Genomic DNA, 23,517 nt, shown 5'->3' with positions numbered 1-23,517 from the left:
CTGCGATCGCTCTACCTCCGCAGTAATCAACTGAGCAGTCTGCCACCGGAATTTGTTCAACTCACCAACCTGCAAACCCTCAACCTTGACAGTAATCAACTGAGTAGTCTGCCACTGGAAATTGTTCAACTTATCAACTTGCAATCCCTCGACTTCAAGGATAATCAACTCAGCAGTCTGCCACCAGAAATTGGACAACTCACCAACCTGCGATCGCTCTACCTCAACAGAAATCAATTGAGCAGTCTGCCACCAGAATTTGGACAACTTACCAACCTGCGATCGCTCTACCTCAACAGTAACCAACTGAGCAGTCTGTCACCGGAATTTGGACAACTCACTAATCTGCAAACCCTCTACCTCAACAGTAATCAACTGAGCAGTCTGCCACCGGAATTTGGACAACTCACCAACCTGCAAACCCTTGACCTCAACAGTAATCAACTGAGCAGTCTGCCACCAGAATTTGGACAACTGATTAATCTGCAATTCCTCGACCTCAAGGACAATCAACTGAGCAGTCTGCCACCGGAATTTGGACAACTCACCAACCTGCAAACCCTTGACCTCAACAGTAATCAACTGAGCAGTCTGCCACCAGAATTTGGACAACTGATTAATCTGCAATTCCTCGACCTCAAGGACAATCAACTGAGCAGTCTGCCACCGGAATTTGGACAACTCACCAACCTGCAAACCCTTGACCTCAACAGTAATCAACTGAGCAGTCTGCCACCAGAATTTGGACAACTGATTAATCTGCAATTCCTCGACCTCAAGGACAATCAACTGAGCAGTCTGCCACCGGAATTTGGACAACTCACCAACCTGCAAACCCTTGACCTCAAGGACAATCAACTGAGCAGTCTGCCACCGGAATTTGGACAACTCACTAATCTGCAATCCCTCTATCTCAACAGTAATCAACTGAGCAGTCTGCCACCGGAATTTGGACAACTCACTAATCTGCAATCCCTCTATCTCAACAGTAATCAACTGAGCAGTCTGCCTCTGGAAATCAGGCAACTGTCAAACCTGAAAATGCTGGATATTCGTAGAAATCCAGTCCCTATTCCACCTGAGATTTTGGGGCCAAAGTATTCAAGCTTATTACTAGGTGACGTAAATGAAATTCTCGATTTCTATTTTCGAGTGCAAGATCCAACCGAAACTGAACCCTTCTACGAAGCAAAATTCTTGATTGTTGGCGAAGCAGGAGCCGGTAAAACCTCTATAGCCAAGAAAATTAACGATGAAACCTACGAACTCCACCTAGATGAGGAATCAACCGAAGGCATTGAAGTGATCCGGTGGCACTTTACACTGCTCAATGGCAAGGATTTTCGCGTTAACATCTGGGATTTTGGCGGTCAGGAAATTTACCATCAAACTCATCAGTTTTTCCTCAGCAAGCGTTCTCTCTATGCCTTAGTTGCCGACACTCGCAAAGAAAACACCGATTTTTATTGGTGGTTAAAAGTTGTCGAACTCTTGAGCGACAAAAGCCCAGTTTTTATCATCAAAAACGAAAAACAAGACCGTCAGTGCGAAGTCGATGGGGGGCAGTTACGAGGAGAATTTGACAACTTGAAGGAAATTCTGGCAACCAATTTAGATACTAATCGCGGTTTGGCAGAGATTAAAAAGGCTATTCAACTTTACATCAGTAATCTTGACCATGTTGGTACACCTCTACCAAAACTCTGGGTAAGAGTCAGAGCCGCTCTAGAGAACAATTCCCGAAATTACATCAACCTCGAAGAATACTATACCCTTTGCCGAGTCAATAATTTAACTGACCGTAAAGACATGCTGCGCTTGAGTAGCTATTTACATGACCTCGGCGTATGTCTCCATTTTCAAGATGATTCTACGCTCAAACACTACGTCATCCTCAAACCGGAATGGGGAACAGCTGCCGTTTACAAAGTTTTGGATAATCAAACTGTCAAGGACAATCTAGGTTGTTTTACCAAAGACGACCTCGAAGATATTTGGAAAAGCAGCGAATATGCTGATATGCGCGATGAACTCCTGCAATTAATGATGCGGTTCAAGCTTTGCTACGAAATTCCCGGTCATCGTAACACCTATATTGCGCCTCAATTGCTCTCTATTGAAAAAGCTGATTATACCTGGAGCGATCGCAATAACCTTATCCTGCGCTACACCTATACATTCATGCCCAAAGGCATCCTCACCCGCTTTATTGTCGAAACGCACCCTTGGATTGAACAGCAAAAACTCGTTTGGAAAAACGGTGTAGTTCTCAACAAAGACCAAACTCGTGCTGAAATCATTGAAAACTACAATCAACGGGAAATTAAAATCCGTGTAGCCGGAAATCGCAAAAAAGAATTGATGGCAGTCATCACCCATGAACTCGAAAAAATCCACAATTCTTATGAACGTTTGCAATATCAAACCCTAGTTCCTTGTAACTGTGAAAACTGTGAAGGAAGCCGGACTCCTCATGCTTATTATATGGATGTGCTGTATAGGTTTCGATACGCTCGTCAGTATGAGATTCAATGCCAGAAAAGCTTTCAAATGGTGGATGTCCGCAGGTTAATTGATGATGTAATGTTCCAATCCGATAGACCAGATGGGGAACTTAACCCCCAGGTTGCACAGTTGCAAAACGAACTGGAACGAAAGCGAGATGAATCATTGACACATCGTTTACGAGATAGCAATCAAGAAGAAAAACCCATCATGAATAGTCAATCTGCAATAGAATTCGAGAAGGAAATTTTCATCTCCTATGCTTGGGGTGGAGAAAGTGAGCAATTTGTCAATAAACTGGATGAAACTTTCCAGGCAAAAGGAATCAAAATCATCCGGGATAAACGTGATTTGGGCTACAAAGGACTAATCAAACCCTTCATGGAACGGATTGGACGCGGCAAATGTGCGATCGCAGTTATTAGTGACAAATATTTAAAATCTCCCAATTGTATGTTTGAGCTAGTGCAAATTGCTAAAAACGGTGAATTTTATAATCGAATTTTCCCGATTGTGTTAGCGGATGCCCAAATTTATAAACCTGTTGCCAGACTTAAATATATTAAGCATTGGGAAGACCAAATTAAAGAGTTAGATGAAGCGATGAAAGGAGTTTCCGCAGCGAATTTACAGGGATTTCGTGAAGAAATTGACCAATACACCGAGATTCGCAACACGATCGCGGAACTGACTAACCTGCTAAAAGATATGAACACGCTTACCCCTGATATTCACAGCGAATCAGACTTTGAGTCATTGCTGAATGCGATCGCACAGCGTTTAGATGAGTAAAACTAGACTATTAGTGAGGCTTTGAGATAGAGCAATATCTCTGACTGGCTATGTCTACGCCCTTTTAACTCGACAATTTGTGTTCTGAGGTGCAACTGCGAAGAGAAAAGGTGCAACTGCGAGGATAAAAGGTGCAACTGCGAAGAGAAAAGGTGCAACTTCGAGGATAAAAGGCGCAACTTCGAGGATAAAAGGCGCAACTGCGAGGGTTAAAGGTGCAACTGTGAGGGTTAAAGGTTAAGCGATCGCCCTTTTAACTCGACAACTCGTGTTCCAAGGTGCAAGTTTCAAGTTCAGAAGTTAAACAGTGAAGGTTGACAGTTGCTCGCCAGCCTCTTCTGTCAATATGTCAGCGTGACGTAATGACCGACCATACTCTAAAGCTTCCAAAAATGCTGGTTCATCAGAGATTGAGCCAATAACCTTTTCTAGCCAATTACTATAGGTAGGCGCATCAATGACTTGATGTTTGATATCTGCAACTGTTTGTTCAAGAGTCGCTAAACGTTGTTCAAAATTTGCTTCATCTAACATAATTTTCTTTGAGACTTTAGTTTCAATGGTAATACTTATCCGCGCCTGGACATCAGAGATAATATTGGTACTGCATCGATATCCCCGAACACATCACAACTTTCAACGAAGATTACTATAAATCTCTAAGTTTTTACGAATCACAGTATTACTAGGATCGAGGGATCGATACTAACAGCTATTTCCCATTCGGCGATCGCTTCTTCTAATTTACCTTGATCGGACAACGCTAACCCCAGGTTCTTGTGAGCAACTGCATAGTTTGGGTCTATTTGTAAGGCTTGACGGTAAGAGGCGATTGCTTCTTCTGGTTTTTTTTGATTTTTTAGCGCATTCCCCAGGTTATTGTGAGCTATTGCATCGTTTGGGTCGATTTGCAAGGCTCGGCGGTAAGAAGCGATCGCTTCTTCTAGTTTGCCTTGATTTTTCAGCACATTCCCCAGGTTATCGTGAGCAAGCGCATAGTTTGGATCTATTTGCAAGGCTTGGTGGTAACAGGCAATCGCTTCTTCTAGTTTGCCTTGATTTTTCAACACATTCCCCAAGTTATTGTGAGCATGTACATAGTTTGGGTCGATTTGTAAGGCTTGGTGGTAACAGGCGATTGCTTCTTCTAGTTTGCCTTGATTGTCTAGCGCAATTCCCAGGTCATTGTGAGCGTCTATATAGTTTGGGTCGATTTGCAAGGCTTGGCGGTAACAGGCGATCGCTTCTTCTAGTTTGCCTTGATTTTTCAGCGCATTCCCCAGGTTATTGTGAGCTAGCGCATAGTTTGGGTCGATTTGCAAGGCTTGGCGGTAACAGGCGATCGCTTCTTCTAGTTTGCCTTGATCAGACAACGCATTTCCCAAGTTGTTGTGAGCTAGCGCATAGTTTGGGCCGATTTGTAAGGCTTGGCGGTAAGAGGTGATCGCTTCTTCTAATTTGCCTTGATCGGACAACGCATTCCCCAGGTTATTGTGAGCATGGCCATAGTTTGGGTCGATTTGCAAGGCTTGGCGGTAAGAGGTGATCGCATCTTCTAGTTTGCCTTGATTTTTCAGCGCATTCCCCAGGTTATAGTGAGCAATTGCATCGCTTCGGTCGATTTGCAAGGCTTGGCGGTAAGAGGCAATCGCTTCTTCTAGTTTGTCTTGATTTTTCAGCGCATTTCCCAAGTTAAAGTGAGCATACACAGAGTTTGGATCAAGACTGAGTACTGCTTTGTATTTGAGGACTGCTTCCTCGAAGTTTTTATCTTCGCGTAAGCGATCTGCTTCGTTGATCAGACTTGTGACTTTATATTGGCGCTCGTCCAGTTCTTGTGGAGTTTGTTGAGGAGGTGAGTAATTCGAGTTAGTAACTAATCGCTTAACCTCCTCCCGAATTCCTTTGACAACTTCTAAGAATGCTTCATCTCGGTCAGTCCAGCTTTTTATCGGTTTGCGATTACTAGGCAGTGGTGACAATTTATTAATGGGAGGATTGTCCCAATCTGCATGGCGTAGCAATACCGGAATCACACGAGCCTTACCTGCTGCATTTTGTTCTAACGCTCGTGTAACTTCAACTGTCCAGTGATAGTCTGAAGCAATAAAATCTGGACTCACCAACAGTAGAATTAGCCCAGCCTGTTTGAGGTACTGATTAATTTCATCTTGAAACTCTTGCCCAGCAATAATTTCGCGCTTATGCCAACTAGTAATAAGTTGTTCCCGCAGCAAAGTCGCTAGATGCTTCTCTAACTCTTCGCGCAGTTGTTCATCTTCCTGGTGGTAAGAAATAAAAACTTCAATAGACTTCATTGGGGGCATGGCGATACTGTCGCTGTTTTATAATTATAACTACAAAAGTTTTTGCTCGATTTCTTCAAGCTGCCGATCTAATCTATTTTGTTCTGTTTGGGCTTCCTGAATTTGCACTTCTAGCTTCAGCTTGGTAGATACATCCGTTTCAATGGAGTAAGCTTGGCGCAAGCGACCTAATTTTTGGCTAACGAGATCGTATTGTTGTTGTTGTGAATCCTGTTCTTGCTCTAATCGGCGACGCTGGCGTTCAGTTAAACCCCCACTTGTTGCAGAAGGGCTGGAAGTTGTAAGTGTAGTATTTTGAGAAACACTTGAGGAAGAAGTTTTTAATTTTGCCATTTCTTCAACAACTCTACGAATCCCTTGAGCGACATTTAAAAAAGCCTCATCTTGGTCTTGCCAGGTGGTGACAGGTTTAGCATTTTTGGGGAGTGCTTGCAGTTTACCAAAAGGCGCACCATTCCAGTCTGACGGCTTGAGAATAATCGGAATTACACGAGCTTCCCGCGTTTCATGTCGCTCCATTGCCCGTGTCATTTCTTTGTCATAGCAGTAATCTGAAGCCAGAAAGTTAGCACTCACTAGCAGGAGAATGATATCTGCAACTTCGAGATTGTCATCGATCGCATTTGCCCATTCACTCCCAGCACTGATTTCGCGATCGTGCCAAGCCTCAATAACTCCCTGACGTTTCATCATGCTCAGATGATTTGCCAACTCGTCTCGCAACGCTTCATCTTTGTGCGAGTAGGAAAAAAATACTTTAACTGCATTAGACATATTCTTGAATCTACTTGATTAAATAGCTGTATGGGAGTGAGTTAATTTTCCCAAAATAAAAGCCCAAATACAGAATATTTATTTAAACTGAATTCGACGGGTTATATAGTGTTTGTCTAATCTTCTTAATAAAAAGACCACTAAGAGATTTTACTACGCAAAACCTGTCCCTCTCTGCATCGGAGAAGGACAGACTTGAAGTAAAATTCAAAGTAGGAAGAGATTTGATAACTAATTACTTGATTTGCGGATGAGCATCTTGTCCATCACAATAAACTAAGGTTAGGTGTAGCTGTAGTTTTAGCCTGATAAGCCTTTTTGACACCAACCCAGTTACTAGCAATTGGCATTCGCCAACCGGTTCCAAAGGCGCGATCGGTAATTTTCAATCCCGGCGGTGCTTGTCGCCGTTTAAATTCAGCCCGCGCTACCATTTGAATTACTCTGTCTACAATCACCGCATCGTGACCGGCTGCAACAATTTGCGCTGCTGATTGGTGGTTGTGAATCAGGCGTTGCAAAATATCGTCCAAAATTTCGTAAGGCGGTAGAGAGTCTTGATCCACTTGGCCTGGTTTGAGTTCGGCGCTGGGTGCTTTAGTCAAGACGTTTTGCGGGATGATTTCGCGATCGCGATTTAACCATTGGCAAAGTGAATACACACGGGTTTTAGGTACATCTGCAATCACTGCTAACCCGCCATTCATATCGCCGTAGAGAGTACAGTAACCAACTGCCATTTCTGACTTGTTACCAGTAGATAAAAGCAGATAGCCAAATTTATTAGCGATCGCCATTAATAAATTACCGCGAATCCGAGATTGGATATTCTCCTCAGCCAGTCCAAACTCAGTACCTGCAAACAAATCACCTAAAGTTCGATCGAAGCCTTGCATTAACTCCCCAATTGGTAAAAGATTAGTCTTAATCCCCAAATTTTCGGCTAATGCCAAAGCATCACTGATGGAATGCTCCGAACTGTAAGGGGAAGGCATGAGGACACCGAGGACATTTTCTTTACCAAGTGCAGCGCTTGCGATCGCAGCTACTATTGCAGAGTCAATCCCGCCACTTAAACCCAAAACTACTTTAGAAAAGCGGCACTTACGAGCGTAATCTCGCACTCCCAAAACTAAAGCTTGCCAAATTTCTTCATCTTCCGATTCATACACAGGTTCTACAGAACCCAACTGCAAATCACGCTGTGTTTCATCAAATTCTACTACTAATAAATCAGTGTCAAAACCACGAGCGCGACACATAATTTCACCTTGACGATTTAAGGCAAAACTACGCCCATCAAAAATTAGATCGTCATTTCCCCCAACCTGATTAGCGTAAATCATCGGTTGTTGAAAACGTACTGCACTATGCTTGAGCATTGTTTCACGAAACTGCTGCTTACCAGCCGTGTAGGGGGAAGCAGACAAATTGACAATCAAATCTACACCCAAAATTGCTAAGTCAGCAATCGGATTTGCTGCATAACTACGTTTGCCCCAAAATTCCTCATCGTTCCATAAATCCTCGCAAATAGTTACGCCAATATGGATATCATCGAGAGTGAAATAATTAGCTTGCAAGCCTTCTTCAAAATAGCGGCGTTCATCAAAAACATCGTAAGTAGGTAAAAGTCGCTTGTGAAAAACTTGCTTAACCTGGCCATTCTCTAACAAAGCTATGCTGTTAAATAAACTTTTACCGCCACTAATATGTGCTTGGATATTTGGTTCAACAGTTCCTACCAACACAGCTAAATTTGGTGGTAAATCTTGAGCCAAATCTTGTAAAGTGATGCCCATCGCTTCCACAAAACTAGGATTTAGTAATAAATCTCTTGGTGGATAGCCGCATAAAGAAAGTTCTGGTGTCAACAACAAACGCGCACCGCTAGATGCTGCTCGTTGTGCCGCCTCCAGGATTTTTTGGGCATTTAAAAGCAAATCACCGATAGTAGGATTAATTTGAGCGATCGCAATTTTCATATTATTTGTCATTAGTCATTGGTCATTTGTCATTTGTCAAGAGTCACTTATGACTTTTGACTTTGCAATACGGTTCGGTATTTTGAAGATCCCCCAACCCCCCTTAAAAAGAGGGGCTTATAAACCTCTTCTACCCCCTTTTTAAGGGGGTCGCCGCAGGCGGGGGGATCTTAACCGAAAGGTATTACAGGAATTTGGACTCTGTAAAGTGATTGATTAAATAAACACCAAAGGTTTATCTTTTAAGGGAGCAAAAGCTTCCGCGTCAAACTTATACAAACTAGCCGGACGACCAGCACCTCGTGATACCTTAATTCCGGTATCGCATAAAAAACCTAACTTGAGTAGACGCGCCCGAAAATTAGAATAATCGGAAAAGTTATCACCTAAAACTGTGGCGTATAACTGATATAAATCATTCAAGGTGAACATTTCTGGCAAGACTTCAAAAGCCACGGGGCTATACTCTAATTTATTTCGTAACCGCCTATGTCCATAAGCCAGAATTTCGTTATGGTCAAAAGCCAATTGCGGCACTTGTTTTACCGGATACCAAGCGATGCCAGTCATGCGATCGGCAATCAATTCGGCTTCTTCAAATCGCACTAGGGCAAAGTAACTAACTGATAGATAACGCACACCATAACTATCAGTTGCTTCCCGTGGATCGCGATTCGGCCCGCCAAAGGTATAGAGTTGTTCTAAATAGAGATTGTTGACCTTAATTTTCTCTGCCATAATGCGATAGGCGGCATCTTCTAAAGACTCTCCGGGACGTACCAAAGTACCAGGAAGACTCCAATGATTTAAAAATGGTTCTTGCTGCCGCATTACTAGGAGAACTAACAGCCGATTTTGTACAGTATCTACAGAAAAAATTACATTATCAACACCAACCTTGAAATCGGCCAAAGGTTGTTGGTTTAACGGAGTTGGTATCTTTTTTTGTGAACGTCCTGGCATTCGTACAAATGCTCTCGATTAATATAGGCAACTACAGGGGCTGTGAGGGCTTGGGGATCTCCATGTTCGCGGTACGCTGTTGAGGAAACATCTAGACCGGTCAGACTAGCGATCGCAATTTTCCCTCCCAGCTTTTGCACTACCTCTGAACTAGATTCATCTATTGCATATCCGGGTCGCGGTACAATCAGTAGTTGCACTTCCTGTAACAAATCTTCAATGCGATACCAACGTGGTAGCTGACTCAGTAAATCTGAACCAACGATCAACGTCAATTCAGCGTCTTCACCCCAAGTAAGCTTCGCTTTTTCAACTGTTTCCAGCGTTCTGAAGCTACTCAATTCTTGTTCCAAAGCAATATTATGCCGTGGCGCGTCTATATCCGCAATCAACAGTCGCAACATTGCTGCCCGATGTTCTAAGGGTGTTTGATGAGACTTAAACGGATTATCCGCCGCCCAAACCGCTACCCAATCATAACGCTCAGACAACCAACTCAGAATTTCTTGATGTCCAGCAGTTGGTGGATCGGCACTAGTTCCAAACAAAGCAACTCTCATAGTAATTCGTAATTCGTAGTTCGTAATTCGTAATTAAGACAGACTGAAAGAGTACTTTTACTTATGTGTTCTCTGTGCCTCTGCGGTTCGTTTCTTAGTCTCCTCCGTCAACACCCGTAACCCCTCAGAAATCTCCACTTCTACAGCCACCGGATGATCCAAACGCCGTGTCTGTTGTGGCAAACTAGCAACTGATGCGGCGGTACGCTGACGAATTGTTGCCAACGATTCCAATGGCTGTATCCGTTCACCTTCTTGCACTACTAACTGCAACAAAGGTTCTTCTTCTTGAGGAATTTCACCTAAGAGTCCCAACCTGTCTGCTTTTACCTTACCTCCCGTATACGAGCGAAAAATCTGCTTGCGTCCTGGATAAGTAACTTTACCACTAGACTGCTTCATCACTGGGATGCCATCAATGTCTACAAGTTTATAAACTCCATTGACGGGCGAACCTGTAACTAGTCTCGTTCCCAGTCCGTAACCATCAATTTGCGCCCCAGCAGCTTTTAATCTGGCAATTTCCCACTCATCCAAGTCGCCACTAGCAAAAATTGGCACACCGGGAAGGAGCGATCGCACCTGTTTTGATAAGGTAACTAAATCTCCTGAGTCTAATCTCACTCCTGTTAATTGCATTTCCCCGGAATTTACTTTTTCGGCCAAGCGCCCGGCAGCAGCAATGGTATCGTAAGTATCAATTAGCAATGGCGCACCCGGAAAATATCGATGAAATGCACTAAAAGCTTGTTCTTCAGTGCCTTCTATTGCTGACAATGCCATCACCAAGGCGTGTGCCATCGTACCACTTGGCTTTTCTCCCAGTTGTAGCGCTGCTAACACATTGGAAGTAGAATCTAACCCACCCGCTAACGCCGCCCGTGCTGCCCACAAAGACCCTTGGGGACTAAATGCCCGTCTTGTACCAAATTCTAAAAGTGTTGCTGATTCCCCCGCAATATCCCGCAATCGGGCTGCTTTTGTGGCAATCAAAGTCTGGTAATTAATCGTATTCAGCAGGTAAGTTTCCACTAGCTGCGCTTGCCAAAGAGGTGCTTCCACCCGCAACAGTGGTTGATTGGCAAACACAGCCGTCCCTTCTGGTACTGCCCAAACATCACCTGTAAACTTGCCCTCAGCTAAAAGTGACCAAAAGCGATCGCTTGCGTGAGCAAAAATTCCTGTTGCCTGTAATGCCGCAATTTGCGCGGAACTAAAGCGGATTTTGGCTAAATATTCCAATGCCTGCGTTAGCCCCATTGCAATCAAATAACCAAAACCCTCTGGCAATCTTCTGACAGACAATTCAAAGCTTGCCCGTCGTTGTTCTATACCTTCGCCTGTGTAACAAGCTGCCATCGTCAATTGATAAAGGTCGGTCAGCAAGCTGTAGTCATCGGCAGAAAGGTTTAGTTCCTGGTTCTGCTGGCTTTGCTGTTTATATACATAGTCCAAATCTGGCAAAGTTGTCATGCAAGAGTTTCCTTACAAGATGCTTCTTTTATTTATGGTAATATTTACCATAAATAATGTCAACTCCTGGCAAGTATATTTTCTGAGATTGCCGGATAACAGTAGATTTATCGAAAAGTTAATACTAGCTTTATAAAATACTTAATGTTTTTTAATAGTAGAAGCTAGCAATAATGTTAATCAGACAAGGCGGCTAAAGAAGGGAAACAATATCCTGTTAGAGAAAGTTTGTTTGCCAGCTTTTTTCCCAGACAGGGATTAGAGAAATAACTATGTTACAATTAGAATCGAAGAGAAGAGTTTGACTTTTTCACAAGCTAAAGTATTGCAAAGTTATCTAAATAAGCATTGCATATATTCTCAATATATTGAGAATTAGAGCCAGCCTGGAATATTAGGATTAGAGTATACGTATCACCATTAAAACGACTCGTAAATAAGGAGTCAAATATTATGGCTATTTCCAAAATCATTGCTAACATAACCGAGTATATTTCTGAAGCTGCAATGCGGATTTTTGGCCCTACGGATGATGCTTATCCTGTTATTGGGGTACAACCTTTTACAGGTGAGCCTTATGATAAGCGTACAGCCGATACTTGGTAGATACTGAATACATAGCGCTTGTGCGTTGAGTCCAATACAGACCTAGCCCCCAACCCCTTCTCTATCAGGGAGGGGGAGCAAAAATCAAAGCCTCTGACGCGACTTGCTTCATTTTTGTCAACATATATTAGTGGACTGGTTCTCTAAGAATTACTCACTATTTAGAACGTTCAAACACTACCGAAAGATTATTTGCTGGCATTTGGTAAGTCTGTTTCAAGGTGAGATTTTGGGCGCTAGCTACTGCTACAACATCATCCAAGTTACGTACACCCCACTCTGGGTTTTGGGCGCGTAAGGATTTGTCAAAAGCGGCATTACTCGCTGCTGTATGTTCTCCAGCTTGTTTAAAAGGCCCATATAAATAGAGGATACCTCCTGCTGGTAAGATCCGACCTGCCCCTGCCATTAGTCCTAGACAGGCTGACCACGGTGAAATGTGAATCATATTGATGTTGACGATAGCGACAATTGGCTCCTGATTAAGCCAATCAAATGCAGGATTTTCCACTGCCCAAACTGGTTCTCTGACATCAAGCTCAAGCGGTGGATAAAGATTATAACAGCTAAAGTGTTCAGCCCATGCAGTAATGCTGGCTCGTAATTGTGGATTTGCATCTGTTGGCAGCCAGAGACGAGGACTGAGCTTGGGGGCAAAAAATACTGCATGTTCGCCAGTACCACTTGCTATTTCCAATATCGTGCCACTCTTTGGTAACACTTGTAAAAGTACTTCTATAATTGGTTCGCTATTGCGCTGGGTTGCGGGTGCGTATTGTCGTGCATCTTGTGGTGTCATCGGTAGCGTTATATTTTATTGATATAAATATGAAATAATGCTATCCCCTTGCTAATCCGGGGTAGTAGAGAAAAATAAAAAGGGCAGCAAGGGACATAAAACGTCATAAAATCTGGCCGCATCTTATACCATTTCACTCAATGAAAAATTGCCCAGCCGTAAAGATTTGTTGTGCCGTTAGTTGCAAGTTGGGAAAAATTGAGGAAATGAGTTGATCGTTGTTTTTAAACAACTGTTTTTGATACTCATCCTCTACTAGGTTGCAAATTGTCACCGTTGGCTGTTTGGGTTTACCAATATATTCTCTGCCACCAATACCTAAATAATCAACAATCCAATATTCAGGAATTCCTAACAGGGCGTAGTCTTCGGCTTTACGGGCGTAATCGTTTTGCCGGTTTGTGCTGACAACTTCAGCAATTAGTTTTATTGAGTTTCCTGATGTAATTACAGGTTGTTGTTGCCATAATGGTTCATTAATTAATTGAGTTTGGTCTAACACAATTACATCGGGACGAAAAGCTGTTTCTGTTCCTAAGAGTTTGATTAGACAGCGATGGGGAATAAAGTAGCTTAGATCCTGACGATCAATTTCTACATTCAGCTTTCGCCCAATCAATCCAGATACTTGCTCGTGTCGCCCGGTTGGTTCCATCTCAATTAATTCACCATCAATTAGTTCGTAACGATCGCACTCACCGTAATGGCTAATAAATTCATCAACGGTTAGAACTTTTGGGGCTGATTGAACCATTGTGATTATTCCTTAGGAGTCAGAATTCAGAATTTAGGAGTCAGGATGAATAAATATGCCAATCATACTAGATTCCTTCTATATTCTGAATTCTGAATTCTAATTCCTGAATTCTTACTTTAAACTTTTTTCTCTCCGATCGCTAAGAGTTCCAGAATTGCTCCATTTGTCCAGCCGAAACCAACTTCGTTAGAACTATATCCAAAGGAAATATCGTCGGAAACGTTTGCAGAACGGCGTTCAACATCATATTTCTCAACTAGGGTATTGTGACGCTCGAATTCTTTAACTACCATCGCGAGAAATTTATTGGCAATGCGATCGCCTTCTGTATGATACCCATAGCGGTGAAGTCCCTGGACGGCAATTAACGTCAATGGTGCCCAGCCAAAAGGTGCATCCCACTGGTTTCCGGTGACACGAGTACTGGTCAAAATTCCGCCTGGGGCTTCAAACAAAGAGAGATTTTCCGCCACTCGCCGGGCTTGGGTTGGAGAAGCAATTCCCAGCCACAGAGGATAGAAGGTGGTAGCAAATTCGTAGCCACGGCGTTTTCCACTCTGGAAGTGGTAGTCTAAATATAATCCCTGCTTTTCATCCCAGAGAAACTGATCGATCCGATCGCGGCGGATATCTGCACGATCGTTCCATTGTTTTTGCAGTTGTTCGTTTCCCAAAATCTCGTTAATTTGCGCCAAGTCTTGTTCCACCTGATACAGCAAACTGTTGAGGCATACAGGAGCGTAGTGAAGGATATCAGCACTGAAAGGGCCAAATCGGTTGGTGATATCAAAACCGGACTCGCGCATAGTGCGATCGCCTTTGTAAAATAGATTGGTCAGTTGGTCATTTTCGCGATCGTAGTAAAGACTGACATCGTAATCCTCAACATCAAAGGTTTGGTAATATTCCTTGACGCGATCGTAGTGGCTTTTTCCCTCTTCATCTCGCTCGGAGAACAAAACTTCTGGCGCGGGGCCTTCCCCAAAGGCATAAAATCTAGATAAGCCGGTTGCAGCATTTAGGTGGGGCGGAACTACCCAGTAATAGTAAAACTGCTCTAACAAGGGTACGGTTGCCCTCAACCAGTCCTCATCTTGGGTATGCTGGAATAACGCCAAAACCATCATACTCAGCACGGGAGGCTGCGATCGCGACAGCATATAAGTCCGATTGGCGTTGAGGATGGTGCCGTAATGTTGCACTTGGTACAGCAATTGCTCAACTTGGCTTTGGGCTAGCTCCAATTCTCCATCGTGCAAAAGTCCTAGTAATATAAAGTAGCTGTCCCAGCCATACATTTCGTTGAAGCGTCCACCTGGTACGACATAAGGCCCTGGTAGGTATAGTAACCCATGCTCTTTAATCGCTTCGACTTCCGAGGGCAAAGTGCGAATTTCTAGCTGTTGCATATCTTTTGAAGATAGCGATCGCTCTAACACAGTTTGAATGTTGGGACAATCTTCTGAGGGTGAAATGTAGACGATCCAAGGAGTGTCTTTTTTGTGGTCTAGTTTGGTGTCTTTTGCAGATTGTAATAAGTGTTCGTGCGATCGCGTTAAAGTTTTCCACGTTTTTTTGATGTGGAGGCGCACGGCGTCAATCTGTGCTGTAGTAAGTGCTGGTGGAGTGTCGGTATAAGCTGGAGTTGGAGTAGTCATAGATTCATCTCAAAATTCAAAATGGGGGCTGGGGAATAGAGACTAAGGACTAAAAACAGGGAGTAGCGCTATCAAGGTGAGTCTGGATGAGACTGCAACTTCTATTTCATTACTAGCTCAGAACTCGCAACTTCGAGATCAGTACTTGGAATTTTCAGAATTTTCAAGGAACATGAACAAATACGAAATTCAATCTACATATCACCTTGATCTGGTTAGATAGGGAGCAAGAGAGTAAGGCAGAAGAGTTTTCCCCTCTGCGTGAGCAATGCTCTAACAGTGAGATGGGGAAGCAGGAGAGGCAGGGGGAGAGAAACAAATAAGTGTATTTCAAGCTGTAATAGTCGTAAAAATTACTAAATATTTCTCTTGACTCCCACTGCTCGCCCTGCTCCCCCTACCTCCCCTGCTCATTTCACGATGATCTAACTTTTTCGCATTGTTTTCCCCTCTGCCTCTTTTGCCCAATACCCCTTAATCACTGACTAACAAAGCAACTGGAAAATGGGCCAGGGCTGATGCGATAGATAGGGTTTCTGTAGCCTTTAAGGATTGCTGAGTTAGGACGTTTTTCCAGGAGTGAGAAGTTCCAGAGGGTAATTGCAGGTGCGTATCTTGCCAAACTGACTCGCCCAAGGGATTGTCTCCTGGCTGGATGAGGCTAGTTAAAAAGCGGGGCGCGATCGCGATCGCTGTTTGATTCCCCTCGCGCCGTGCAAAGGCGATAATGTGATTGGCGTAGGTTCCCTGAACTTCTAACGGCAAGTAGTCGCCATCCTGGAATAATGAGACATAGTTTGTTCTAGCTTGGAGTAATTGAGCCGTTAAAAACAGTTTGATTCTACCGTCTGTTTTGTCGTTCAGTAACTCCTGAATTAGTCCGAGAATGTCTGTTTTTGCCTGTTCGCGGATGGCGCTTAAGTAAGTACGTCGCTGTTCAAAATCCACGGGACGGCGATTGTCTGGATCGACTAGACTCAGTTCCCAAAGTTCCGTTCCCTGGTATAAATCGGGTACGCCAGGGGCGGTAATCTTCAGTAGAGTTTGGGAAAGGGAATTGAAGATACCATACTCTGCAATTCGCTGTTGAAAGGGACGAAAAGCTTCTAGAAATTCCCCGGAGATGGCAGGATCGAGTACTTTCTCAATAAAGGAGGTACAAGCTTCTTCATACTCGCTATCAGGTCGTAACCAGGCTGTATGCACCTTCGCTTCTCGTATTGCCTTTATTATATAGTCCTTCACCCGTTCCACGAAGGATGCATGTTCGTGTTCGGCAAAAGGAAACGCCCCTACTAGGGTTTGATAGAGAAAATACTCATCGTTGCGATCGGGTATAGCGAAGCCGTGGCGATCGCTACGATGTCCCCGATTAATGGCGCTCCAAGTATTTACCTGCTGATCCCACTCATCAGGAATTTCTGAGAGGACATTCAACCTGGCCCGCACATCTTCGCCGCGTTTGGTGTCGTGGGTGGCGGTGGTGTTCATGGTGTGGGGCCAGGTTGCTTGATGCTGTTTGTTAAAGGTGTGAAATTTGGTTACATCAATCCCAAAATGACCGGGATTACCCCCGACTTCATTCAACGACAGCAAGCGATTGTATACATATAATGTGGTGTCTTCTACACCTTTCGCCATTAGCGGGCCGCTGTATTGCTGCATTCGCAAGACAAAATATATCCACTGTTCGCGTTCTGTTTGAGTCAGAGAATTATCAAACTCTAGGAGCATTAACTTTTCAATAAAAGTCAGTTCGTGCTGCAACAGGGGCGTTTGTTCTTTGGCTTGGCTAATTACTTTTTGAATGGTAGCGCGATCGCTATCTCCAATTCCATCGGGCGTAATGTAAGTACGGTAAATCGGGAACAGTGTCAAAACTTCAGCGATCGCTCTTTTTAATCCATTTAACGTAAAATCATTGCCATAGCGGTATTTGCTGGAGATATTTTTTAATAAAAGAGCCAAACTATCAATGTCACCTGCTAAATTCTTTTCTAGTATCAGGTGCTTTTTATCCTTCACTATTGATGCATAATCTACTCGTGAACCGATAAAGTTATAGTAAATTTTATCGAACTGCAATTGATTTTCTGTTTGACAAAATACGCCATTTACATAGTTGAGAAAGTCATATCCAGATGTTCCTTCAATTCCCCAATTCTCTGGTAGTTCTTCGGTGAGTTCTAAAATCTTTTCAACAGTGATATAAACATCACCCATTTTTTCCCGCAGCCTTTCGAGATACTGAATTGGGTTATAAAGTCCATCAATATGATCGATGCGTAAACCTGTAAATTTGCCCTCCTCAACCAGCTTTTGAATTAAGCTATGAGTATTATTAAAAACCCGCACTTCTTCAACTTTAACGGAAATCAGTTCGTTGACAGTAAAGAAACGGCGGTAGTTCATTTCCTCTGCGCCAACCTTCCAGAAAGCGAGACGATAAAACTGGTCTTTCAGTAATTCATCTAAAAGGTTAAAACTTTCAGAATTACCGGGTTCTCCGTTGAAGGTTTGGATATTTTCGTCAATGAACTCGCGGATGGCATCGTTTGTGGTGTAGAGTTCCCAAACTAATCCTTTAATAAATGCAATCTGGTCTTGTCGCTGTTTACCCGCCACTTCTGAAGGCACATTTTTGAGAATGTAGAGAATCCCCAAAAGCTTAATAAAATCGGGGTGATTGCGTCCTAGTGTGCGGGTGAGTTTCCCTAAATTATAGGTGATTAATTTTGTGTAAGATTCTAAGCGGAGTGGTAATTTCAAGCTGTAATAGTTGACAGTTAAACCGTTCTGTTCGTATTGCAGTTGAATGTGTCCATTTTCCAGAGATACACCATAGAAATCTCCCAGTAGCGGTGCGAGAATTCGCTCTTGGCGATCGCCAAAGGGAGCATTCCAAGAAAGGTCGAAGTAGTCGGTATAACTGGAATCTGGGCCGTGTTCCAATATGTCCATCAAGTAATCGTTTTCGCTACTATATGCCATGTGGTTGGGCACAATATCTTGTAACCAGCCCATACCAAGGGATTGGATTTCATCAACTAATGCATCAAAGGATTCATTAGTTCCCAGTTCTGGATTGAGTTGAGTGGCATCTACTATATCGTAGCCGTGTGTACTCCCGGATCGTGCCTTGAAAATGGGGGAGGCATATAAATCAGAGATACCCAAATCTGCTAGATAAGTTGCGATCGCTTTAGCGTTGTCAAAGCCAAACTGAGGTGTAAACTGAATTCGATAAGTGGCGGTGGGAATTCGCATATTTTTTTGGAGTGGGGAGTGGGAAGAGACGCGATTAATCGCGTCTGTACAAAGTGGAGAGTAAGGGGGATGAGGGGGATAGGGAAGTTTGAGATTTTTAGCTCGAACGTTGAACCTCTGAGGTTGAACGCTGAACCTCTGAGCTTGGACTCTGAACCTTTGAGGTTGAACGCTGAACCTCTGAGCTTGAAACTTTAAATTCTAACTCTCCCCCTTATCTTCTTTATTTTTGAATTTTGAACTGTTAACTCCCTCATCCCGCTTCATACAGGACTAGACTAGTAGCTTTTACTGTAAGTTCTTGTCCCGCAGACAGATGTTCAGCAGCTTTAGAACCAGGCCCAGACCATAAGGTATCTGCTGAGTCTAATATTTTATGGACATTGTGTTGACTTGGCAAAGTTACTGTTACCGAAGACGAATTAAAATTCATCACAAATATTAGTTCACTTGATTCGCACCAACGCCGCACAATGACCAACTCCTTTTCTCCATCGCTAGTCGCTTCGATGAAATTGCGGTCTTGGTTGAGAAGGGCTGGATGTGTCTTCCGTAAATTAATTAACTGACGATACCAATCCCACAGAACTTTGTGCTTTCCTTCATTGCGTAATTTCCAATTAAGTTTAGACTTTAAAAAAGTTTCTGCCGATTCCGGATCTGGGGGATCATCTGCATAGTGAAATGCTTCAAATTCTTGTTTGCGTCCGGCTCGAACTGCTTGAATCAAATCGGGATCGGAGTGACTGACAAAGTAAATGAAGGGTGCAGTTTCGCCGTATTCTTCTCCCATGAATAACAGGGGTAAGTAGGGCGACAGCAGCACAGCGCCAGCAGCTAACTTTAATCCTTCAAAAGAGATCCGCTGACTGAGGCGTTCTCCTTTCATTTGATTGCCGATTTGATCGTGATTCTGAATGCAGACTGTAAACTGTGACAAAGAGCGATCGCGGCAAGATACGCCATGAAATCGTTTGCGATCGGGCGAGTATTTCCAATCGTAGACAAAAGTATCGCTATAAGATTTTGCTAAATCAGCACATTTCCCAAAATCTTGATAATATCCTTGGCGATCGCCTGTTAAAAGTGCGTGTAATGCATGATGAAAATCATCACTCCATTGAGCATCAAGTCCGTACCCACCCAATTCTGCCGGACGAATAATTTGCGGATTATTCAAGTCACTTTCGGCAATTAAATGGCGCTTCCATTTTTGCCCTTGTTGGGAAAAATGATGAACTGCTTCCGCCAATTCCCATAAAAAATGTTTAGCGCCCAAGTCATAAATTGCTTGAATCGCATCCAGCCGCAAGGCATCAATGTGGAATTCGCCCAACCAGTAAAGGGCATTTTCGATAAAATAATTTCGCACACCCTGACTATGGGCATCGTCGAAATTCAGCGCTTCACCCCACGGCGTTTTATAGGTTTTAGTAAAGTAGGGCGCGAACTGACTCATATAGTTGCCTTCTGGCCCAAAGTGGTTATACACCACATCCAGCACAACAGCGATATTGTTTTGATGGCAAGCATTTACCAGTTGCTTGAGTTCGGCTGGACTACCGTAGGAATTTTGGACAGCATAAGGATAAACGCCATCATAGCCCCAGTTGCGATATGCCAGAGTTGCCTCAACATGAGTATCTCCCGGAAACTGGGAGATGGGCATGATTTCAATGGCGTTAATTCCCAGTTCCCTCAGTTCCGCTAAACGGGGAATGATGGCGGTGAAAGTTCCTTCCGGGGTGAATGTCCCAACATGGAGTTCATAGAAAATCATCGACTCCACAGGAACACCCGCCCATCCTTCATCAGTCCACTCAAAGTGATGATCGACAATTTGCGACGGCCCATGTACCCCTTCTGGTTGATACTGCGACGCCGGATCGGAAAAGGTATCTTGCCCATTCAAGACATATTGATAAAGCGTACCCGGATACACATCGTTGACCTTCGTGTGCCAGTATCCCTCAGATTGAGGCTTGAGGGGAATTAACTGCTGTTCTGGCGTCAAAATTTTTACCGTGACGCTATCTAATAGCGGAGACCAAACTGTAAATTCACACTCTCCGTTACCCAAGTATTGAGCACCAATTTTCACGCAGTATCCTCCCGTCAGATTCTTTGTTGTGCCAAATTGTGGCGCGATGGCGTACCCGCCCTTTCCGGTGGCGATCGCAAATGTCATTGATTGCACAATGTTTACAAACACGCCAGATAGCATAATGGTTGGTCTAGCAGACTTTTTGCTAGCATCTGGAGGCGGATTTTTGACTAAAATAAACTCTGTCTAATGACCAAAGAGGCAGGGGAGCAGGGGGCAGGGGGCAGAGGGAGAAAGATGCTTAATTCCCCAGCAGTCTAGGGTTACGAGCTAATAAATGTATTTATGCTCAAGGAAAAAATATTTATTTTGAACGAAAAGTGCGACGATAAATAATACGTATTTGTCTCAGAGCCAATATATTTATTTATGGGGTTTCCCCTCATCCCCCTGCCCCCTGCCCCCTGCCTCAGACTGGGAATACGCTCACCTTTACTACCTACGGCTTGCAGCTACCATCAACACAGTATGCCGACTTATACGTATTAGAACGTTTACCAAAGATTGCGTAGCGGTTATCGCGGATTTGTTCGTAAAAGCGATCGCCTGTCCATTTCATCCCCGGCAATGCTCGATAAGCGTCTACAAATATACTTCCGGCTGGCAATAACCACCCAATTTTTTCTATTGCATTACTACCTTGCCAACGTCTCTCAGGTAGATTGCCATCAATTAAAATCACCCCCTGTTCGCAACCTTGGGCTGTAATTCCCCACTTTAAAAGTGTCTGCTCATCTTGCATGGGAGCATAGCGAAACAGCTTTCCCTTATCTAAGGTTTCTAGCAATTGCACGAGGCTAACGCAGAGATTACAATTTCCGTCGTAGATTACGTAGTAATTCATAAAAATAATGACTCTTTGGCAAGTGAATTGTTAGATGTGTATAAATACAACTTTGGTATTCTAGCTTAGAAAACCGTAGCGATCGCTCTTGCCTCACCGAACCAGTCCTCAGTTCAAATATGCATAAGATCATCTAGCTTAAGTTGTAAATTTGGCAATATATCAGAAGAAATAGTATCTCCGTAAGGATTCAGGTCTAATATTTAGGAAGCAGTGATGGGCGAAACAGATAGCTATTAGAATTAGCCAGCAGTGCTTGTGCAAAAAAATCAATCACAGCTCTGCCTTGACGACGACAAGTTTGCACTACTGTCAATAAATGGGCAGTGTGTTTAAATCTGTCCATCGAACGGGAGCCGCCACTAACTTTACGTTTTGTCACAGCCAAACGAAGTGAGCGTTCGGCCTGATTATTATCAGGAGGAACTTCAGGGTAATCAAGGAAATACCACCATTGATTTGCTTTATCGCGTAAAGAGCGTAAAAGGTGGCCGGCTTTTGCTCCTGCAAGATTAATCCATTGTTCAACAGAGGATTGCAACTTGGATTTGAATTGATTGACCCAATCGTTATAACTCAAGCAGTCAAGAGTCTCAAACCATCGTGCATAATTCTTAAAGGCTTCATCAATTAAATCAACAAACGTTTCGCCAATAGTTTGGTTGTGAAGACCTGGAATTAAGATTAACTTTTTGAAGTGACGGCGTAGATGAGCTAAACATTTCTGTTGGGCAACAACTTGATAGCCATTGTAAACACTAAAATCGTCACTGCTGAGTACCCCTGCATATTTAGCCCCTAAAATCGTTTCTAATTCGGATCGTGAACGAGTGTCAGCCGCAGTAAATAGGCAGAAATCAGAATTGGCAACTACCCACAACCATTCTTTGACTCCTTTAACTGACCAAGGTGTTTCATCCACATGAACATTCGGTTGTGTCTGCTTTACCCAACTACTCAATTCATTAATACTTGGTTCAATCGCTTGTTGGATTCGTTCATTAGTTGCGACTAACGTTCCAAGCCCAATTTCAACTTGCCCTAATTCCCACAACATTTCTTGCTGTTTTTCATAAGGCATGTGTGCATAATTGTTTACCCATCCTAAGAACGCTTGTAATCTAACTCCTAAATCTTGCCCTGGAACGATATCTGGCGACCATGAGGCTGTTTGTATATTTCCACAGCATTCACACACGCACGTCTGACGTTGATACTCCACTATTTCAATGGGATGTTCCACTAATTGCGCTACAGACTGTTTTTCTATTTTTACTGCCACGGTCGCAAATGCTTTTTGACCGCAGTAAAGACAATCTTCTGGACGTAATATTTCAAAACGATCTACTCTGCCAAAACCAGAGCGAGTTTTTCCCTGATGCCCTGGTTGTCCTCCTGGTTTCCTTTTCGGAGCCTCACTCTCAAGAAGTTTATCCTGCTGTTTGTTCTCTGTTTTTTTGAGGATATCTCCCGATGGTGGTTTCGATGATGTAGAGCTATCTAAATCTCTACTGACCTTGAGTTTCTCTATTTTTTCTTCTAGTTCTAAAATTCTGGAGTTAAGTTTCTTTATGGCGATCGCCTGCTCAACAATTATGTCTACCAGTTGAGAAGGAGCTAACTGGAGAAGGGTTTCACGCTCTAATTTCAGAAGCAGGTCTTTTCCCATAATTGTGATATTCCGCCTCAGATGTCACATTTGTCAATACCTCTTGACCTGAATCCTTACATAGATTCTACCAGCAATACTACCTGCAACAGCTTCGTGTGGCCCTGTAGGTTCCATGTCTCTTAGTTGTCCGTCGATTAATTCATAGCGTGTATTATCACCATATTAAGCTATAAATTCCTCAAAAGTAAGCAGTTTTGGAGATATGTAGGTCATTATGTCTTATTTTGACTTTATGTAGGCTTATTGTAGCGACTGCCATTCTAAAGTACAGGAAAGGTGGGTTAATTTATGAAAGCGATCGCATTCATAATGCAAGTCATCGCATTCACAATGCAAGTCATCGCATTTACAATGCAAGTCATCACATTCACAATGCAAGTCATCACATTCACAATGCAAGTCATCGCATTCACAATGCAAGTCATCGCATT

General features: G+C 43.3%; 16 protein-coding genes and 1 pseudogene. 2 read left to right on the top strand and 15 right to left on the bottom strand.

Features of this window, described 5'->3' with window-relative positions; translation table 11 throughout:
- On the top strand, nucleotides 1-3,297 hold a 3,297-nt coding region (locus HWQ44_RS17890), incomplete at its 5' end, for a COR domain-containing protein (protein WP_292721079.1).
- 300 nt (nucleotides 3,298-3,597) lie between these two features.
- Here HWQ44_RS17890 and HWQ44_RS17885 read toward each other — a convergent pair.
- From HWQ44_RS17885 to HWQ44_RS17855, 7 genes are all read right to left on the bottom strand, one after another.
- Nucleotides 3,598-3,831, bottom strand: a complete 234-nt coding sequence (locus tag HWQ44_RS17885) for a transferase hexapeptide repeat containing protein (protein WP_292721078.1) — start codon at nucleotides 3,829-3,831, stop codon at nucleotides 3,598-3,600.
- A 140-nt stretch (nucleotides 3,832-3,971) separates the two neighbouring features.
- A complete protein-coding gene (locus HWQ44_RS17880; RefSeq protein WP_292721077.1) occupies nucleotides 3,972-5,624 on the bottom strand; it encodes a tetratricopeptide repeat protein in 1,653 nt (550 codons plus the stop codon).
- Between the two features lie 30 nt (nucleotides 5,625-5,654).
- Nucleotides 5,655-6,398, bottom strand: coding sequence for a toll/interleukin-1 receptor domain-containing protein (locus HWQ44_RS17875; protein ID WP_292721076.1), 744 nt, complete (start codon nucleotides 6,396-6,398; stop codon nucleotides 5,655-5,657).
- Between the two features lie 266 nt (nucleotides 6,399-6,664).
- Nucleotides 6,665-8,383 carry an NAD+ synthase gene (locus HWQ44_RS17870; RefSeq protein ID WP_292721081.1) on the bottom strand — a complete coding sequence of 573 codons (1,719 nt, stop codon included), beginning with the start codon at nucleotides 8,381-8,383 and terminating at the stop codon, nucleotides 6,665-6,667.
- A 216-nt stretch (nucleotides 8,384-8,599) separates the two neighbouring features.
- Nucleotides 8,600-9,346, bottom strand: a complete 747-nt coding sequence (locus HWQ44_RS17865) for an NUDIX domain-containing protein (protein WP_012411955.1) — start codon at nucleotides 9,344-9,346, stop codon at nucleotides 8,600-8,602.
- Nucleotides 9,307-9,906 carry a nicotinate-nucleotide adenylyltransferase gene (locus HWQ44_RS17860; protein WP_292721075.1) on the bottom strand — a complete coding sequence of 200 codons (600 nt, stop codon included), beginning with the start codon at nucleotides 9,904-9,906 and terminating at the stop codon, nucleotides 9,307-9,309. The genes HWQ44_RS17865 and HWQ44_RS17860 overlap by 40 nt, the downstream gene beginning before the upstream one ends.
- A gap of 57 nt (nucleotides 9,907-9,963) precedes the next feature.
- Entirely contained in the window at nucleotides 9,964-11,379 is a 1,416-nt protein-coding gene (locus HWQ44_RS17855) for a nicotinate phosphoribosyltransferase (protein ID WP_292721073.1), read from the bottom strand.
- Between the two features lie 453 nt (nucleotides 11,380-11,832).
- Here HWQ44_RS17855 and HWQ44_RS17850 point away from each other — a divergent pair, with 453 nt between their 5' ends.
- Nucleotides 11,833-11,985: a nicotinate phosphoribosyltransferase gene (locus HWQ44_RS17850; protein WP_292721071.1), complete on the top strand. Its 153-nt coding sequence runs from the start codon at nucleotides 11,833-11,835 to the stop codon at nucleotides 11,983-11,985.
- Nucleotides 11,986-12,142: 157 nt separating this feature from the next.
- Here HWQ44_RS17850 and HWQ44_RS17845 read toward each other — a convergent pair whose 3' ends face one another.
- The 8 genes and pseudogenes from HWQ44_RS17845 to HWQ44_RS17810 all read right to left on the bottom strand — a co-directional run.
- Nucleotides 12,143-12,784 (bottom strand): DUF938 domain-containing protein, encoded by a 642-nt coding sequence (locus HWQ44_RS17845; RefSeq protein WP_292721070.1) that lies wholly within the window; start codon nucleotides 12,782-12,784, stop codon nucleotides 12,143-12,145.
- 133 nt (nucleotides 12,785-12,917) lie between these two features.
- The gene (locus tag HWQ44_RS17840) at nucleotides 12,918-13,538 is read right to left on the bottom strand and encodes a Uma2 family endonuclease (protein WP_292721068.1); all 621 of its coding nucleotides are present in this window, start codon (nucleotides 13,536-13,538) and stop codon (nucleotides 12,918-12,920) included.
- A 119-nt stretch (nucleotides 13,539-13,657) separates the two neighbouring features.
- Complete coding sequence (locus tag HWQ44_RS17835) at nucleotides 13,658-15,199, bottom strand: trehalase family glycosidase (protein ID WP_292721066.1); 1,542 nt, start codon at nucleotides 15,197-15,199, stop codon at nucleotides 13,658-13,660.
- A gap of 474 nt (nucleotides 15,200-15,673) precedes the next feature.
- Nucleotides 15,674-18,466, bottom strand: a complete 2,793-nt coding sequence (treY, locus tag HWQ44_RS17830) for a malto-oligosyltrehalose synthase (protein WP_292721063.1) — start codon at nucleotides 18,464-18,466, stop codon at nucleotides 15,674-15,676.
- A 253-nt stretch (nucleotides 18,467-18,719) separates the two neighbouring features.
- On the bottom strand, nucleotides 18,720-20,567 hold the full coding sequence (gene treZ, locus HWQ44_RS17825; protein ID WP_292721080.1) for a malto-oligosyltrehalose trehalohydrolase: 1,848 nt from the start codon (nucleotides 20,565-20,567) through the stop codon (nucleotides 18,720-18,722).
- Nucleotides 20,568-21,009: 442 nt separating this feature from the next.
- Nucleotides 21,010-21,414: a thiol-disulfide oxidoreductase DCC family protein gene (locus HWQ44_RS17820; RefSeq protein WP_292721061.1), complete on the bottom strand. Its 405-nt coding sequence runs from the start codon at nucleotides 21,412-21,414 to the stop codon at nucleotides 21,010-21,012.
- Nucleotides 21,415-21,610: 196 nt separating this feature from the next.
- Nucleotides 21,611-23,083 (bottom strand): IS66 family transposase, encoded by a 1,473-nt coding sequence (locus HWQ44_RS17815; protein WP_292721059.1) that lies wholly within the window; start codon nucleotides 23,081-23,083, stop codon nucleotides 21,611-21,613.
- Nucleotides 23,084-23,140: 57 nt separating this feature from the next.
- Nucleotides 23,141-23,299, bottom strand: a pseudogene (locus tag HWQ44_RS17810) (Uma2 family endonuclease); the annotation flags it as partial.
- Nucleotides 23,300-23,517 lie beyond the last annotated feature (218 nt).

It is taken from the genome of Nostoc sp. JL34 (genome assembly GCF_017114945.1).
GTDB lineage: Bacteria > Cyanobacteriota > Cyanobacteriia > Cyanobacteriales > Nostocaceae > Nostoc.
The sequence above is the reverse complement of the archived record's forward strand: the minus strand, read 5'-3'. Positions and strand labels throughout refer to the sequence as shown.

Coding starts and splice junctions, on each gene's coding strand:
- HWQ44_RS17860 (WP_292721075.1), bottom strand. CDS start 9,906: ATGAGAGTTGCTTTGTTTGGAACTAGTGCCGATCCACCAACTGCTGGA.
- treY (WP_292721063.1), bottom strand. CDS start 18,466: ATGCGAATTCCCACCGCCACTTATCGAATTCAGTTTACACCTCAGTTT.
- HWQ44_RS17835 (WP_292721066.1), bottom strand. CDS start 15,199: ATGACTACTCCAACTCCAGCTTATACCGACACTCCACCAGCACTTACT.
- HWQ44_RS17875 (WP_292721076.1), bottom strand. CDS start 6,398: ATGTCTAATGCAGTTAAAGTATTTTTTTCCTACTCGCACAAAGATGAA.
- HWQ44_RS17815 (WP_292721059.1), bottom strand. CDS start 23,083: ATGGGAAAAGACCTGCTTCTGAAATTAGAGCGTGAAACCCTTCTCCAG.
- HWQ44_RS17820 (WP_292721061.1), bottom strand. CDS start 21,414: ATGAATTACTACGTAATCTACGACGGAAATTGTAATCTCTGCGTTAGC.
- HWQ44_RS17845 (WP_292721070.1), bottom strand. CDS start 12,784: ATGACACCACAAGATGCACGACAATACGCACCCGCAACCCAGCGCAAT.
- HWQ44_RS17880 (WP_292721077.1), bottom strand. CDS start 5,624: ATGCCCCCAATGAAGTCTATTGAAGTTTTTATTTCTTACCACCAGGAA.
- HWQ44_RS17885 (WP_292721078.1), bottom strand. CDS start 3,831: ATGTTAGATGAAGCAAATTTTGAACAACGTTTAGCGACTCTTGAACAA.
- HWQ44_RS17865 (WP_012411955.1), bottom strand. CDS start 9,346: ATGCCAGGACGTTCACAAAAAAAGATACCAACTCCGTTAAACCAACAA.
- HWQ44_RS17855 (WP_292721073.1), bottom strand. CDS start 11,379: ATGACAACTTTGCCAGATTTGGACTATGTATATAAACAGCAAAGCCAG.
- HWQ44_RS17840 (WP_292721068.1), bottom strand. CDS start 13,538: ATGGTTCAATCAGCCCCAAAAGTTCTAACCGTTGATGAATTTATTAGC.
- HWQ44_RS17850 (WP_292721071.1), top strand. CDS start 11,833: ATGGCTATTTCCAAAATCATTGCTAACATAACCGAGTATATTTCTGAA.
- HWQ44_RS17870 (WP_292721081.1), bottom strand. CDS start 8,383: ATGAAAATTGCGATCGCTCAAATTAATCCTACTATCGGTGATTTGCTT.